The sequence below is a fragment of the Sphingopyxis sp. KK2 genome (assembly GCF_001990265.1).
Taxonomy (GTDB): Bacteria; Pseudomonadota; Alphaproteobacteria; order Sphingomonadales; family Sphingomonadaceae; genus Sphingopyxis.
In genome coordinates this window covers 1-15,207 of the sequence record NZ_LYVN01000024.1, presented here as the reverse complement: position 1 = coordinate 15,207, position 15,207 = coordinate 1, and the positions used below count along the sequence as shown (strand labels likewise).

The following is a 15,207-nucleotide window of genomic DNA, read 5'->3' as shown; positions in this document are numbered from 1 at the left end:
GGGAATCAGGGACATGGCATTTCTCCTTCAGGCTGAATGGAAAGGTCGGTCAGTGCGTAGTCGCCGGTCGGGCCGACGCCCTCGACGCGCGCGATCGTCGCGATGCGCCGCGCGGCGCCGCGTCCGGCGATGAAGACAATGAGGTCGATCGCCTCGGCGATCAGGCGCCGCGGTACGGTGACGACGCTCTCCTGGACGAGCTGCTCGATCCGGGTCAGCGCCGACGCCGCGCTATTGGCATGAACCGTGGCGATGCCGCCGGGGTGTCCCGTGTTCCACGCCTTGAGCATGTCGAGCGCCTCGGCACCGCGCACCTCGCCGACGATGATGCGGTCGGGGCGGAGCCGCAGCGTCGAGCGGACGAGATCGCCCATCGAGACCGCGCCCGCACGCGTGCGCAGTTCGACGCGGTCGGGCGCGGGGCATTGGAGCTCTCGCGTGTCCTCGATCAGGATCACGCGTTCGTCGAGGCTCGCCATTTCGGCGAGGAGCGCATTGGCAAGCGTCGTCTTGCCCGAGCTGGTTCCGCCGGCGACGAGGATGTTGAGCCGTTCGACGACGGCCAGCGACAGGAGGCGCGCCGCCTCCGGCGTCGCGATGCCGGCGCCGACATAATCCATTAGCGTATAGACCCGCGCCGCGGGCTTGCGGATCGAGAAACAGGGGGCGAGGCTGACCGGTGGCAACAGGCCCTCGAACCGCTCGCCTGCCCCTTCGCCATGCGGCGGCAGCTCGGCGCTGACGATCGGCGACGCGGCGTGCACCTCGAAGCGGGCATGCGATGCCACAAGCCGGATGATCCGCTCGACCTGTTCGGGCGCCATGCGCACGCCGGTATCGACCCGGCCTTCACCGAGCACGTCGACGCGCAGCGCCCCGTCGGGATTGACCATCACCTCGACGACATGCGCGTTCGACAGCGCCGCCTCGATCGCCGGGCCCATCGCGCTGCGCAGCATCGTGCGCCGCCGTTCGGCGGAGACGGCCGCACTCACGCGCCGCCTCCCGAGCCAAAACTGCCGCGGCCCTCGCGGAAGGCCTCGACGACCTTCGCCGTGAACCATTCGAAGCGCTCGCGGCCCTGCGCGCGCGCGACATCATCGCCCTCGGCAACCGGCGGGACCGATGCGAGGAGGTAGCGCACGAGGAGTGCGAGGATTTCGATCTCGATCTGGCCGTTGCGCTCGATCCGCGCGAGCACGCGCGCCAGGCCATCGAGGCGCGGACCGAAGCGCTCCTGCAGTTCATTGACGCCTTGGCGCGTCAGCCAGGCTTCGAGCGCCTCGGCGAGGATCGTCGATTTGGTGACGCCGGGCTTTCTCGCGAGCAGCGAAAGCCGGTCGCTGAGGCCGCGCTCGATGAAGAGTTGGTGCCGGACGAGGCCCGCGCGCGCGCTCACAGCCCGAGCCCCAGCTGCTCGCCGTCCTGCGACACGGCTTCGTCCATCGCGTGACCGATCAAGACCGGCGCGAGCGGACGGACGCGGTCCATCAATTTCTTGTCGATCGCGGGATCGGTATCGTCGTCGATGCCGAGCGGGTTGGAGGGACGCGCGGTCTCGACGCGCGGTTCCGGCTGTTCGGCGAGTTCGGGCACCTTCGCCTGCTGCGCGCCGCCATCCTCGATCGCGGCGTCGTCGGCGTCATCCGCGTCGATGTCGGCAGCGACCAACCCCGCAACGCAGCCGCTCCAATCGTCGCCGCGTGTTGCCGGTCGATCGGCATAGCCGTCATCGGCGAGTTCGGGCGCGGGGCCGAGGCGCGCCTTGAAATTGGCGTCCTCGAAATAGCGCAACTTCTTCGCACGGATCGGCGCCAGCCCGGCGACGAGCACCAGCTCGTCGGTCGGCGGCAGCTGCATGACCTCACCCGGCGTCAGCAGCGCGCGGGCGGTTTCCTGCCGGCTGACCATGACGTGGGCGAGCCAGGGCGCGAGCCGGTGGCCAGCGTAGTTGCGCATTGCACGCTGCTCGGTCGCGGTGCCGAGCGCGTCCGAGATGCGTTTCGCGGTGCGCTCGTCGTTGGTCGCGAAGGCGACGCGGACATGACAATTGTCGAGGATGGCGTTGTTATCGCCATAGGCTTTGGAAATCTGGTTCAGCGACTGCGCGATCAGGAAGGCGCGAATGCCGTAGCCCGCCATGAAGGCCAGCGCGGTCTCGAAGAAATCGAGACGGCCAAGCGCCGGGAACTCGTCGAGCATCAGCAGAAGGTCGTGGCGGCGGACGGTCGATCGCCGGTCGTCGAGCTTCTCGGTGAGGCGGCGACCGATCTGGTTGAGGATCAGGCGAACGAGCGGCTTGGTCCGCGAAATGTCCGACGGCGGGATGACGAGATAGAGCGAGAGCGGCCGCTCGGCGGAGACGAGATCGGCGATCCGCCAGTCGCATCCCGATGTCACCGCGGCGACCGTCGGGTCACGATAGAGGCCGAGGAACGACATGGCGGTCGAGAGCACGCCCGAGCGCTCATTCTCGCTCTTGTTGAGCAGCTCGCGCGCCGCCGATGCCACGACGGGATGGACCCGCGGCTCGTCTGCCGTTCCGAGATGATTGGTGCGCATCATCGCGACGAGCGTCGCGGCGAAGCTGCGCGAGGGATCGGAGAGAAAGGTCGCGACGCGCGCGAGTGTCTTCTCTTCTTCGGCGTAGAGAATGTGGAGGATCGCGCCGACGAGCAGCGAATGGGAGGTCTTTTCCCAGTGATTACGCCGTTCGAGCGCCCCTTCCGGGTCGACCAAGATATCGGCGATATTCTGGACGTCGCGGACCTCGCATGCGCCCTTGCGCACTTCGAGCAGCGGATTGTAGCGCGCCGAGCGGACGTCGGTCGGGTCGAAATAGAGGCAGTGCGAGAAGCGCGATCGCCACGCCGCGGTCAGCTGCCAATTCTCGCCTTTGATGTCGTGGACGACCGCCGAACCGGTCCAACTGAGTAACGTCGGGACGACGAGCCCGACGCCCTTGCCCGAACGCGTCGGCGCGAACGCCATGACATGCTCGGGGCCCGCGTGGCGCAGATAGCGGCCCGACAGCCGCCCCAGAAACACGCCGGCATCGCCGCGCAGCCCAGCGGCGTCGATCTCGCGCTCCTTCGCCCAGCGCGCCGAGCCGTAAGTCGTGACCTGCCCTTTCTGTCGCGCGCGCCAGAGCGAGCCGCCGATCGCCGCGCCGCAGCCGATGAAACCGCTGGCCGCCGCGAGCGAACCCGCCTTGTCGAAGACGTGCGGCGCATAGGCCTCATAGTGATACCACCAGGGAAAGAGGTCCCACGGCCGATAGACCGGCAGCCCGCCGAGGCGGAGCCATGGCGCGCCAAGCTCCGGCTGATAGCCGAGCATCTCGGCGGCCCATTGCGTGGCTGCCCAGACGCCGAGAACCACAATCGCGAAGACGATCAATATCTGGCCGATGAGCAATTTGGTCGGGGTCATGATGAGGCTCCCGTCCGGACGGCCTTGTCCGGACCCGAGCCCACAAAATCCGCGCTAGACGGCCAAACTTACAGTACGTCTCCGACGCACCGAGGTACGTCTCCGACGCATTTCAGACCATCGAGCCGTGTATTCCTACATTATTGTGACGACTGAGCGTATGCGGGAAGCTGGCGCGCGGTTGGGAATGCTCGACTTCATCCCGCGAGGCCGCGAAACACGGGTGGCCGCATTCACGACATAGGGGGGACCTGATGACACTGTGCGAGTTATATGAGGAGTTGAAGGGCTGGCAGTCGATGATCGGCTCCATCCTCGGCTTCGCAGCGCTGACTTGGGGCGCGCTCTACAACTACAAGTTGAACCGGCGCCGCGATGATGAAACCCGGGCGAAAGAGGCGTTATCTGTGGCCCTCGGTCTTTACAGCGAGATCACGCTGATTTCGAAGGAACTCGTTCATCTAGCCAATTCAGTAGGGCGATGGTACCTGCGCACTGGGATTTCTGGGGGCGGACTTCCTGCTCATTTTACCGAGAGCTTTGTCCTCCCCGAGGCCACACTTTTCAAAGCACTGGCATCCAAGGTCGGTCTCTTGTCTCCTGACATTCTCATGCCCGTGGCGCGGTTTTACGGATATTATGGCGAAGCGGTGACCCATTTTCCTCATATCGTTGAAGATCAGGACCGCAAGGTTGGTTACGGCGTCGAATGGGTGCTCGACCCGGCCATCAGCGCGATTGATGCCGTGCAACCCGCATTACGCGAGATCGAACGAATTGGCGGAATATCTGAGCCCGCCACGATGGCCGACTTAAAGACAGCGCGGGAGGCGCTGGCACTGGAGAGAGATATGCGTGACTAAGCGGGGAATGTGATATGCAACGGCTGTGCAACCGGGACGATTGGCGCATCTCTCTTCGCGCCTCGCAGCACCGCCGTGGTTTATCATAGTCTGCGCGTCAGTCGGCCTAAGCGCTATACATCGCGGCTCCGACCGGCTCGTCGAACATGCTGAGCTCTACGCAGCACCTGAATCTGTTCTAGAATCAGGCGTGCATCGTAGCCGTCCGCCAAATACGCCTTAACGCCGGAAATAGCATCGTCCGCGTATTGGGAAGCCGGACCCAACGTCGAAACGTTGGGAAGATCGCGCGCGCGCCGCTTTGGCTTTAACAACGCGTTCTTCGAAACGTCGCTGTCAATCTCTTCGCTGGCAGCGCCAGCGCGGCGCTGTTCGGCAATTCGTTGATTCACATAGTTCCACAGGTTGGCGATGCGCGGGGTAACGCGCTTCACCTCTCGGTTCCTCACCCGCGATACTAGTGCCTGATCAGCTCCGATCGCACGAGCAATGTCCTTTTGAACGGGCAATCCCGGCACTCGGAGCATCGCCGCCAAGAGTTCCAGGACATCATCAGGGACATCTTCGAATCGCATAATTCGCCTTGCATATTCGCATATTCACATTAAAGCTATGCGAATATGCGAAATATGACCTTCTGTGATATTTTTAGCGGCGCCGGCCTTTTCAGTGCTGGCTTCGTCGATCATGGCTTCGAACCAGTTCTCGCTATCGACATTTCGAAGGAAGCAATTGCTTCCTACAATCGGAACCTGCGCGACGTCGGAGTTACGGCATCGGTGTCAGGATTCGACGACATCCCACAGGCGGATGTGTTGATCGCGGGCCCGCCTTGCCAAGGCTTCTCCACGCTCGGCAGGCAAGACCCCTTGGACGTCAGGAACGATCTTGCGCTCGAAGTTCCGAGGTGGGCGAAAGCGAGCAACGCGGAAGTGGTTGTGGTTGAGAATGTCCCACCATTTCTGTCGTCTCAGCAGTGGCGGCGCCTTGCTGTGATGCTGGAAGGTCAAGGATACGAGATATTTACATGGCTCCTTGACGCCGTGGATTACGGGACGCCGCAGCTGCGCCGCCGAGCCTTTACGATTGCTTCGAAGATTGGAAGGTTCAACGCTCCTGCGCCGCATCATGAACGCATTACCGCTGGCGATGTCCTCGCCCGAGAAATACCTGTGGGCGACGAACTACATCGCTGGCCACAGCCGGTCGGGATCGCGGCTCAACGAATTCAGCTCATTCCGCCAAGAGGTGACAAGCGAGATTTGATGCGGCTGGCTCCCGAACTCTGCCCCCCATCGTGGACGCGGGTCGGATGCCAGGCAACAGACGTCTGGGGGCGGGTCGATCCAGATCAACCTCTCAACACTATCCGATGCACATTCCAGAACCCCTCCAAGGGTAGATATCTACATCCCGTAGAGAATCGGACGCTATCGCTTCGTGAGGGCGCACGAATTCAGGGAGTGCCGGATCATTGGATGTTCGCTGGCAGGCCTTACCCTGTAGCTCGTCAGATCGGGAACGGCGTCCCGGTACCGTTAGCCCGCGCCGTCGCGGGCGCCGTGCGCGACGCGATATCCAAAACGGAGATCAAAGTAGCCGCGTAATTGGATGCAGGCTCTTCCAATTCGGTTCAACAAGTATCATGCTGACCGAATGAGCCACGACCTTTTCGATAAGCGGCCCGCTTCTTTTCCCCTCCGAATTCAGGGAGGGATGCTAGAAGCACTTGGAATCAACATGTATGCGACGATAGGCAAATGCCTAGTCGAATTTGTCGCCAACGCGTACGACAGCGAGGCGCGACAAGTAGAAATTACGATCCCGACCGACGAAATTCATGAAGCTCGGGTTGCTGCGAAGGCTGCCGCAAAGAAGGAAGTCGCCGAAAATCAGCGCGATCCGTTCACGATTCTTCTTACCCCCCTTCCAGAGAATATTTCGATTGTAATTTCTGACGATGGTCACGGGATGTCACCGGCTGATGTTGAACAGAAATTCCTGCCTATAAATCGAAAGCGCCGCCTGGATGTCCAGACCGGGGCAGAAACGATTTTGAAGTCCGAAACGGGCGTCCGAAACGTGATGGGGCGAAAGGGACTTGGGAAGTTAGCGGGGTTCGGCGCCGCGACAAAGGTGGTTATCCGTACCAAGCGCAAGGGTGAAACTTTCGCCACAACCTTCATACTTGACGATAGCACAATCCGACATGCCGAAGACCTAGGATCGGTCGACATTCCGGCGAGTTATGAAGACAATCTCCCCTCTGAAGATCATGGCACCAAGATCACGTTGACCGGATTGAAAGCCGATGCGGTGCGCTTTTCCACCGATACCATCGGAAATACTATTCGCCAGGCGTTTTTCGGGATCGAGCCCGACGAACTGGCCATCAAGATAAACCACGTCTTGGTAGAAGCCGAAGTCGCAGAGTATGATTTTGTTTATCCCGCGGGCGCCTCTCTGGCTAATTTGGCCGACGATGTCGTGAATGTGGAAGACGTTACCACCCTGCCCGTCAAATATATGGTAGGATTTCGCCCCAGGGGGAAGCACCTACCGACGTCGCAGCGGGGAGCCCGAATCTACTGCAACGATCGGCTCGCCGCTGGGCCATCTTTGTTCGGACTTCCGACCGGCATGCACAACTTCCACAGCCAGAGCTACATGGAATGTGTTGTTCGCGCCGATGACCTTGACCGTCATGGCATCGACTTGGTGAATACCAACCGGACGCAGTTGCGCGAAGACAACGAAATCGTGCGCGCCCTGATCACCTTCGTCGAAGAAGCGATGAAAAAGGCGCTTGCTGCCCACGCAAAGTGGAAAGAAGACAAGGTCGACGATGATATCGAGAGGTCTAAAACTGCCCGATCGGTGATGAGATTCACAGATGCCCTGGAAGGTCGAGCAAAGACCTCAGCCAAGAAGCTCATACGCGCGCTCGCGGTGGAACATGGCGCTGACTCAGAAGAATTTGCAGAATTGGCACCGCTGGTGGCGCAATCTGTCAATGCCGGCGAAGTTCTAATCCGGCTTAGCGAACTCGGACATGATCCTAAGTCCCTTCAAATCATCGCGCTCAATCTTGTCGAGCTGGCAGATATCGAGAAAAGCGATGCTTTGAAAAACTATCGCGGCAAGCGAAATGGCATCAATGCCCTCTTGAAGCTTATCGAAGATGGTGAGGGAGAGTTCTGGAAGACGAAAGGGATCGAGAATCGCCTCCATGGCCTTCTCAAAGACCAGCCTTGGCTAATCAAGCCGGAGTATTCCAGATACTTAACGAGTGATGCCAACCTCTCAAGAGTATCGACTGCTATTGCGGCTCACCTTGGCATAGATGAACAGGTCAAGGCGATGGATGACGCTAAGCGCCCCGACCTTGTCTTTGTTATGAGCGACACGGGCGCTCCGCATCAGATAAATATAGTAGAATTGAAGAGCCCGTCGCTTCCCTTGATGAACGCCCATCTGTCACAGCTCGAGGGCTATATGGCGAAGGTCGAAGAATATTGCCTAATGGAGTTACACCGTCGGGTTCACGTTCAGGGCTACCTTATCGGATCTATGCCCGACACAAAGACGACCAACGATGACGAGAGGCTTTTGCTCAACCGAGTCGGGAAGGCAGGTCCTGACACTGCTTGGAAAGTAGTGGGGCTTCGATCCCTTCTGGAGGGGGCGCAAGTTGCACACGCGTCGGTAATTGAATCCCTCGAAATCGACATACGCCGAGGCTTAGCCGACGACGAAGAAGAAGTGACCGCTTCGGCTGCTGAGCAAGAATCGGTACAGACGGTTACGACCCTCCAATAGCAACTCGTTTCTTGGCTCTGGGTTATACGCGAAATCGGCCACGAATTTGCGAATCAACCATCCATAAACAGGACTATTCTCATGGTTCAGCCGCTCCCGGATTGGCCGGGAAGCATCTTTCATCTATGCGCTAGCGATGGCTATTGATGAGCACTTCGCTGTCGTTGATTTTGTTTACCTCTTAGGCGCGGCGACGGCATGATAATCGAAGAGCCTTCCGGCAACGACGGAAATGACGACGATCCCGCCACTTCTGGTGCATCGGAACGCGCGTTGATTTCGATTCAGCGTGGCGACTGGGCTGCTGCTGCGGACCATATTGTCCAATACTACTCCGATCAACCGAACGTTCTCGGCGGGTCCGACATATTGTGCCTTGACGTCGCAACGGTGCATCGTCGCATCAGCATCATCGCGGCGGCTCTCAGCGCGATTCATATCAATGGCAACGAACCGGCATTCCGTCGATATATTATTGTTTTGCCGCCGAATTCTGACGCCGACGCGTGGTTCACAACTTTTTGGGATAACTTTCGCGAGGTCTACGAACGTTTTTCGGGATGCGAACTTTCCGGACAACACGAGGCTGCGCGCCGCGCGACATTCGTCATCGAGGTGATGCCGAACCTCCTCACTGGCGGGATCGTCGAACGCATTGCCGATGCAAACGACTTCACGGCGATCGTCGTTGTCAACGCGGCTGCCTATCGCGCGGACGACATTCAACCCAACGTTCCGCGTGGGCTTTCCGCGCCGATCCTTGATGAAGATTTCTGGGTGCCACAAGTTCATGGGCTTGCGGCTGCTGCGACGGCAAATGGCAAGGGTCGTCTCACCTACACGGCCATGGATACTGGGCTTTCCTACCCAAGCAGAAAGCCGCTCCAGGACCTGCTCCTTTCGATCGAGGGTTGTGGCGTTGTGTCGAGTTGGAGCGAAGACGGGCCTGACGACCTGATTGCCAAGCGCATCGACCAGTGGGCGCAATGGATTGACGAGGGTCGACTAGGTGCAGCTCTTCGCGATCTCGAAGGACTTCCTGCCAGCGCCGACCACCACAAAGAATTTCTCCGGATTCAGCTGATGAGCCGCGCCGGTTTTTCGGCGCACGTCTTACAGGCGATCCGCGGCGAAGCAGATCGCGGAGCCTCGCTTCTCCCAAGTGCGCGCGTTCGCCTCGCCCGAATTGCAGGCGAGGCAAACGCGTTAAGGCTTGCTGGCGAGCTTCTGGCTCCGGCGATCGCCGAACTTGATACGCTTGAATATCTCGAAACGGCACTTGGGATCGCAATGGACGGTGATCTTACCGTAATCGCCGCCGCCGCCGCAGCGCGGCTGGACGCGCTGTTCCCTGGCAACGAGAGCGTTGCACGTCGTGATCTTCGTCGGTTCGCCGCTGAGCGACAATATGCGTTGGCGGCGGATGTGGCGGCGGACCGGCTGCAAAACGGAGAATCCGCCGCCTTCTACCGAATACTCGACCAGAATCTCGGTGGCGCGACCGTCCCCGACTATAGTTCCTTCATCGCGCAGGCGGGCACCGATCAGGATCTTGCCACTGCCTATCGCATGGCGGCAGTCGACGATGCTATAGCTAGGGCGCTCCCGATTCATGCGTTTGAGCTAGTGCAGCCCTTGCCAATCGGAGCACACGCTGCACGCGGCGAGCGATACCTCATACATGTTCTAGGACAGATATTTCTGCTCGCGGGGTCCAAGGGCGCCTGGCCGATCGGACGCGAGCGGGTCGAGGACGCGATCGTCGCTCTGCTCAAGCGACTTGCCGACGACCCTTCGCGGGCAGACCTTCGCGTATCGCTATCTGAACTCCTCGAAGCTCCAGCGTCGGGTACCGATGGTCTTGCCATTCTCGCAATCATCAATGCAAAACTTGCGAATCAAACCATCAAAGCGCTTCCGGACGCATTCATCAGCACGGCTGGAATGGAATGGCTGATGGAGAAGAAGCCGTTCATGGAATCGGTCTTCCAATGGATCAAGAGCGAGGAACCGGCAATAATTGGGCGGCTGACGCTCCCCCCCGAACTCTTGAGCGAAGATGCGGATGCCGTTGTTTCTAGTGTTTCCGAATATCTCTCTCATGCGCCCGCCGGTTCGGCCGAGGAGGAACACAGTCATGTAACTTGGCTGCTCGTGGCATCGGCCTTTGCACGCCACTCAGCGGATCCCGATATCGATCTCGCGTTGCTGCGTGTTGTCGCGGGTCGTCTAGTGTCCACAGGATCAGCGCAGCCAGCTCGCGACCTTGTCGAGCAGGCGCTTCTCAATGGGGCGAGTACGCCGCGCCGGCGACGCCTCGCCTGGTTCGCCCTAGCGGATGTTTATGCGCGCTCATCCAACTTTGTGGATGCGATGGTCGCACTCGCGTGCGCGATGCTTGCCGATGACGAAGCGGAACTCGAGCAGCTCTATCAGGAGGCCGTAACGCTCGCACGACTGACGCGTGACGCTAATTTATACCGTGAGGCCAAGCGGATGGCCGCGCGGTCTCGCTTTTGGCTCGAAGCAATGGGCAAGGCCGACACACACGGACATTTCGCGGACACACTGGATATCCAGATCCGCCATAGGGAACTCCTTCAGAAGCGGGACTTCGAGGGGCTGGCCGCGTTGCTTCCCGACGCGATTGCCAACGGCAACGATGTCCTGGCGAGCAACGCCATGACCGCGCCGATTGCCGCAGTCGTCGGCCAGTTGCTGCGCGAGATGCGCGATAGCAATCATGGTGTCGAAGACGCGGAGACGCTTTTCGGCGAACTTCTGGCGCGAACGGATTCCCGAACCCGTGCGATGCTTGAGGCCGCCGCCGCCGCCAGCCCCAGCGCCGAGACTGTGTTCGAGGTTTTGAAGGGCCGCGGAGCTTCTCGCTACTCCGCCGATGCCGGGTTTGACCTGAGAGACGTCACAATTATCGCCAGCCGTGCACTTGGAGCTTCCGAGATCATACGCCAGCCGCAACAAGCGTCATTCCTCCTCGATCTCCTTGCTGACTATGGCGTTGCACTTCCCGGTTGGGACGAAGCCGCAGTTCCTCCGCCGCTTGCGAAGGCGATCGAGGAGAGCGGCGAATACGCGCGCGCGATTTCCCTCACCGGTATTTCCGTTGTCCAGGCGGGTTTCGATGATCGCGGCCGCCTCGTCAGGGTGAGTACCATCGGCGGCGATGTCGGCCCGCCGGTTGTTGAAGCCGACGACCATTTCACTGAGGCGAGGCTTCGGCAATGGGCTGAGAGATTCCCGTTCGGCTATGGACTCGATGATCGACCGCCTAACATTTTTTATACAACGACTGATAATCTTCGCTTTTCAGACCTGCCCCCAGGTCCAATTGTGCTGATCCCCGAGGCAAGCCTTCAGTCGTTCCCGCCAAATTTGCTTTTTGTTGACAGCGAGTTCGCTGGTCGGACGCGGCCGATGGCTTCGGCGCCATCCCTCGCTTGGCTCGCGGGTGCGCGCCGAACCGGCTTGATCGGCGACGGACGCTATTGTGCATGGATTTCGACAGCGGGTGGAGGCGAAAGCCAGACTCTTGCGATGGTCGCGGAACGGCTAGAAAGTTGCTTCAATGAGCACCAATTCATTGCGGACAACGGCCCGACCCTTCCGGCGTCCTTCGCTGGATCAACGCTTGCGGTGGTAACAGCGCACGGTGGAGTCAATTCCGAGGGCCGTTATTTCCAGATGGTGTCGGACGAGGGCGTATTGAAGGTAAGTGCTGGCGAGCTCGCCAATGCTTTGAGGAACGTCGGAATTGTGATTCTATTTGTTTGCAGTGGCGGGCGCGCGGACAAGCATCCGGCCGCAAATACTTCCGTCGGTCTTGCCAAGCAGATACTTGATCGAGGCTGCGCTGCTGTGATTGCTTCGCCATGGCCGCTCGATTCTCGCGTTCCATCGCACTGGCTCCCGGCCTTTCTCCAGCATTGGAAGAATGGGGCCCGCATCATCGAGGCTTGTTTCGAGGCAAACAAGCTGGTCGACGACCGGTTCGCGCAGGATCCCTCATATGGCCTCGCGATGACCTTGTTCGGCAACCCCGACCTCCGGCATCCGACCACCGACTTAGGCGGTCAAGCCTGCTGAGCGAAAGGGTATGGTGCGCATGGCGACAAGCAGTGAACTCATCTATTTTAGGTCGCGCATTCTTCATGGCGATCTTTTCCTCGCGGATAGCGATCTATCAGCCGGTACGAAACTTTCGAGCCGCTGGGTTGCTGCGTGTAAGACAGCGCTTGTGGCGCTCGGCGAGCTCGCCGATCTCGCGCCGGCTTTGCAGCCGCTCTACCGCGAGTATCCTTCGCTCGGCGAGACCGTCAAAGAATTAGCGAGCGCGCTGCGCTTCGCAAAGTATCTGCGCAATGTCTTTGCAGGGCATATCAACGATGCACTGATCGCAAAGACCTACGAATGGCGCCCTGAGCTCAGGGCGCTTCCAGATAAGCGCGATCTTACTGCAACCGCGATTCTCAACCTCTTTGTTCTTGAAACCGCGATTAACACCTACGTCACCGAAGACGGTTCACATGGCATGTTCGAAAGCGAGACCGATCTTTTATATCCGCCCGATATGGAGCGCTTTCTCGCCTGGCTGTCCTCTACAATCAGATCTGCGATACAACTCTGTGATGATCTTGGTGCAGCGACCCATAGCCAAGTCACGCCGTTAGGAGATGGCGCCGAGATGTTCGATGCTTTTCGCGCAGCCGGTCTAACTGATTTCGAACGTCTTAAGAAGGGTCGGTGATCCAACGGATTCCGGATGGCGGAGATCGAGGCGCAGGCTGCCGGTTTGGGCGTGAAGCCGGGCGTTGAGAACAAGTTCGAGAACTTGCGCCGCCGCTTTTAGCCGAGGCTTGCACATATGCGACGGCCGCCCGGCGGTGATGCCTTTATCAAATGCCCGGCGTGCTGGCGATGGTGTGCGCTAACAATCGCTCTCGATTTGAGAGTTTCTGCGGTCTTTTGTTGATCGGTGGTGACGCCCCGCGATAATTTGTTGGCTCGCAAAGGAGAGCCTGATGAGGACGCAAGTTATTGGAATTGTTCTTCTCGGAACCGCGCTGGCGAGCTGCGGGAAGGAAGAGCCGCGCAGCAAGCAGTATTTCGACGCACATGTCGACGAGGCGCGCGAGGTGTTCGCGGGGTGCCAAGATGGCTCTGTTCGCGGCAACGAATGCAACAACGCCGAGATGGCCGTTATCCGGGCCGACGCGAAGGCGCGGAGCAAGCGGTTTGTCGGTGACGGGAAAGCCTATACGCCCCGTTGACCGTGGGGCGGAGCGCTACAGTCCGGCGGCCGAACGCAGCCGGTCCAGTTGTTCCTGGCAAAGTCGCTCGACGATCTCGCGCAGGTTGCGGGCCGCAGCCGCGAGCGCTTCGAGGTCCTCCACGGTGATTTCGTAGTTCGGCGAATATCGTGCCTCGACATAGGCGCGCTTCAACAGCTCGAAACGGCGCCGATCCAATTTGCTCTCGCGGGGCCAAGCCTCCACAAGCTGCGGCTCCCGGTCTTCGGCGAGCGAACGCAAGAATTTGATGTTGTGCGAGCGCGGGAAATAGAAGGTGCTGGTGAGCAAGAAGCACGCGTAGGCACGTTCAACCGCTTGATGTAGCGAAAATGCGGCCGCCTTCCGCCAGATCAGCTCATTGTCACCGCGCTGAGCCTGAAAATCCACCGTCTGCAATTGAACGTCTATCGCCGGCAGCGATGTTTCAAAATACTCGACCGCCATCCGATACGCATCGGTCGGCGTCAGTGGCTTCGGCACCGCCAGCGGATGGTTGGGCAAATCGTAGAGCAGAATTCCGTCGCGCAGGATGTCGACCCAGAAATATTCGCCGCGGGTCAGCGCCTTGTTCACGTCGGCTAGCGTATGGACGATGATGTTTAGCGTCCGGTCGACGTCGGGATCACGAAGGATCTTGTCCTCGGCGATATACCAGTGGTCGGAGATATCCGTCAGGTCCTCGTGGCTGACGATGACCAGCAGATCGAAGTCCGACTGATAGCCGTTCTCGGGCTCGTCGACCCAGTCGCTGCGCGCATAGCTGCCGAACAGGATGATCTTCAGAATCTTGCCGTTGCGCTTGGCGGGCATCGTCGCACGTTCGATCGATCGCGCGAATTCCTCCATCAGCACGGTCTTGATGCGCTGGAGTTCGCCCTGCTGCCGCGCGGGAAGATGATCGATGTCCATTTTCATTTCAGCCCCTGAATCTGGCCGACAATCAAGACTCTGGCAAGCCAAACTCGATTCATTCCGGACCTGATCGCATCGTGATCGGCCTGCCCTTTGCGGCGTCCCGCTTGACTCGGCAAGCCGACAAGGAACAAAGAGGAAACGAATCAACTATCTGCCGAGTCCTATGTTATCATGCGCCACCCTGCCGTCCTCGCCGATCTTCGCGCCAAAATTGCGCGGATCGAAGGCGTGTGCGCGCGGCACGAGGTGCTTCCGTTCGGCGTCGAGGCGGTCGATTCGCGACTCCCGGGCGGCGGAATCGCGACCGGCGCGCTCCACGAGATAGCCGGAAGCCCCGAGCTCGCCGACGATGCGAGCGCGACGATCTTCCTCGCCGGCATCCTCGCGCGGACCGAAGGGACTGTTTTCTGGTGCCTGCGCTGGCACGACCTGTTCGCCCCTGCCCTGCATCTCGCGGGATTGCACCCCGACCGCGTGATCCATGTCGAGGCGGGCAGCGACACCAATGTCCTGCTCGCGATGGAAGAATGCTTGCGCCATCCTGGCCTCGCCGGCGTCGTCGGCGAGGTGAGCAAATATTCGACGACGGCGTCGAAGCGCCTCCAGCTCGCCGCCGAAACCTCGGGCGTTCCGGCGTTCGTCTTTCGCCGCACCTGCAAGGCCGACCAAGCCGCCGAGGGCACGGCCGCGGTGACGCGCTGGCGGATCACCGCGAGCCCAAGCGAGGACCTTGGCATTCCGAGCCTTGGCCGCCCACGCTGGCGCGTCGCGCTCGAACGCGTACGCGGCGGCAATCCGCATTTCTGGATATTGGAGGGCTGCGATGCGACGGGTCGTATCGCTCTTCCTGCCGCACTGGTCGACCGACC

Annotated in this window: 12 protein-coding genes; 7 read left to right on the top strand and 5 right to left on the bottom strand. The window is 60.2% G+C overall.

Features of this window, described 5'->3' with window-relative positions; translation table 11 throughout:
- Nucleotides 1-5 precede the first annotated feature (5 nt).
- The 3 genes from trbB to B1A78_RS06315 are packed head-to-tail and all read right to left on the bottom strand — an operon-like array spanning nt 6 to nt 3,432.
- Nucleotides 6-995 (bottom strand): P-type conjugative transfer ATPase TrbB, encoded by a 990-nt coding sequence (gene trbB / locus B1A78_RS06325; protein WP_037468518.1) that lies wholly within the window; start codon nt 993-995, stop codon nt 6-8.
- Nucleotides 992-1,399 (bottom strand): hypothetical protein, encoded by a 408-nt coding sequence (locus B1A78_RS06320; RefSeq protein ID WP_037468516.1) that lies wholly within the window; start codon nt 1,397-1,399, stop codon nt 992-994. The genes trbB and B1A78_RS06320 overlap by 4 nt, the downstream gene beginning before the upstream one ends.
- Entirely contained in the window at nt 1,396-3,432 is a 2,037-nt protein-coding gene (locus B1A78_RS06315) for a conjugal transfer protein TraG (RefSeq protein WP_037468514.1), read from the bottom strand. The genes B1A78_RS06320 and B1A78_RS06315 overlap by 4 nt, the downstream gene beginning before the upstream one ends.
- A 254-nt stretch (nt 3,433-3,686) precedes the next feature.
- Between B1A78_RS06315 and B1A78_RS06310 the strand changes: the two genes are divergently transcribed.
- Nucleotides 3,687-4,295 (top strand): hypothetical protein, encoded by a 609-nt coding sequence (locus B1A78_RS06310; RefSeq protein ID WP_037468513.1) that lies wholly within the window; start codon nt 3,687-3,689, stop codon nt 4,293-4,295.
- Between the two features lie 113 nt (nt 4,296-4,408).
- Here B1A78_RS06310 and B1A78_RS06305 read toward each other — a convergent pair whose 3' ends face one another.
- A complete protein-coding gene (locus tag B1A78_RS06305; RefSeq protein ID WP_077146140.1) occupies nt 4,409-4,870 on the bottom strand; it encodes a hypothetical protein in 462 nt (153 codons plus the stop codon).
- Between the two features lie 45 nt (nt 4,871-4,915).
- Here B1A78_RS06305 and B1A78_RS06300 point away from each other — a divergent pair, with 45 nt between their 5' ends.
- The 5 genes from B1A78_RS06300 (at nt 4,916) to B1A78_RS06280 (ending at nt 13,402) form a co-directional block, all read left to right on the top strand.
- Entirely contained in the window at nt 4,916-5,902 is a 987-nt protein-coding gene (locus tag B1A78_RS06300) for a DNA cytosine methyltransferase (protein ID WP_062793022.1), read from the top strand.
- A gap of 49 nt (nt 5,903-5,951) precedes the next feature.
- Nucleotides 5,952-8,114 carry an ATP-binding protein gene (locus B1A78_RS06295; protein WP_062793020.1) on the top strand — a complete coding sequence of 721 codons (2,163 nt, stop codon included), beginning with the start codon at nt 5,952-5,954 and terminating at the stop codon, nt 8,112-8,114.
- 198 nt (nt 8,115-8,312) lie between these two features.
- Nucleotides 8,313-12,218: a CHAT domain-containing protein gene (locus tag B1A78_RS06290; RefSeq protein WP_037468506.1), complete on the top strand. Its 3,906-nt coding sequence runs from the start codon at nt 8,313-8,315 to the stop codon at nt 12,216-12,218.
- Between the two features lie 19 nt (nt 12,219-12,237).
- Entirely contained in the window at nt 12,238-12,879 is a 642-nt protein-coding gene (locus B1A78_RS06285; RefSeq protein WP_051908556.1) for a hypothetical protein, read from the top strand.
- A gap of 274 nt (nt 12,880-13,153) precedes the next feature.
- On the top strand, nt 13,154-13,402 hold the full coding sequence (locus tag B1A78_RS06280; protein WP_156103406.1) for an EexN family lipoprotein: 249 nt from the start codon (nt 13,154-13,156) through the stop codon (nt 13,400-13,402).
- Between the two features lie 15 nt (nt 13,403-13,417).
- On the opposite strand, the gene B1A78_RS06275 is transcribed toward B1A78_RS06280, so the two are convergent.
- Complete coding sequence (locus B1A78_RS06275) at nt 13,418-14,332, bottom strand: HEPN domain-containing protein (RefSeq protein WP_231568074.1); 915 nt, start codon at nt 14,330-14,332, stop codon at nt 13,418-13,420.
- Between the two features lie 177 nt (nt 14,333-14,509).
- Between B1A78_RS06275 and B1A78_RS06270 the strand changes: the two genes are divergently transcribed.
- Nucleotides 14,510-15,207 (top strand): ImuA family protein (locus tag B1A78_RS06270; protein ID WP_077146157.1); only part of this gene is annotated, 698 nt, incomplete at its 3' end.

Excerpts from the sequence above, each read along its gene's own strand:
- B1A78_RS06315 (WP_037468514.1), bottom strand. The coding sequence starts at position 3,432 with ATGACCCCGACCAAATTGCTCATCGGCCAGATATTGATCGTCTTCGCG.
- B1A78_RS06310 (WP_037468513.1), top strand. The coding sequence starts at position 3,687 with ATGACACTGTGCGAGTTATATGAGGAGTTGAAGGGCTGGCAGTCGATG.
- B1A78_RS06305 (WP_077146140.1), bottom strand. The coding sequence starts at position 4,870 with ATGCGATTCGAAGATGTCCCTGATGATGTCCTGGAACTCTTGGCGGCG.
- B1A78_RS06300 (WP_062793022.1), top strand. The coding sequence starts at position 4,916 with ATGCGAAATATGACCTTCTGTGATATTTTTAGCGGCGCCGGCCTTTTC.
- B1A78_RS06295 (WP_062793020.1), top strand. The coding sequence starts at position 5,952 with ATGAGCCACGACCTTTTCGATAAGCGGCCCGCTTCTTTTCCCCTCCGA.
- B1A78_RS06290 (WP_037468506.1), top strand. The coding sequence starts at position 8,313 with ATGATAATCGAAGAGCCTTCCGGCAACGACGGAAATGACGACGATCCC.
- B1A78_RS06285 (WP_051908556.1), top strand. The coding sequence starts at position 12,238 with ATGGCGACAAGCAGTGAACTCATCTATTTTAGGTCGCGCATTCTTCAT.
- B1A78_RS06280 (WP_156103406.1), top strand. The coding sequence starts at position 13,154 with ATGAGGACGCAAGTTATTGGAATTGTTCTTCTCGGAACCGCGCTGGCG.
- B1A78_RS06275 (WP_231568074.1), bottom strand. The coding sequence starts at position 14,332 with ATGGACATCGATCATCTTCCCGCGCGGCAGCAGGGCGAACTCCAGCGC.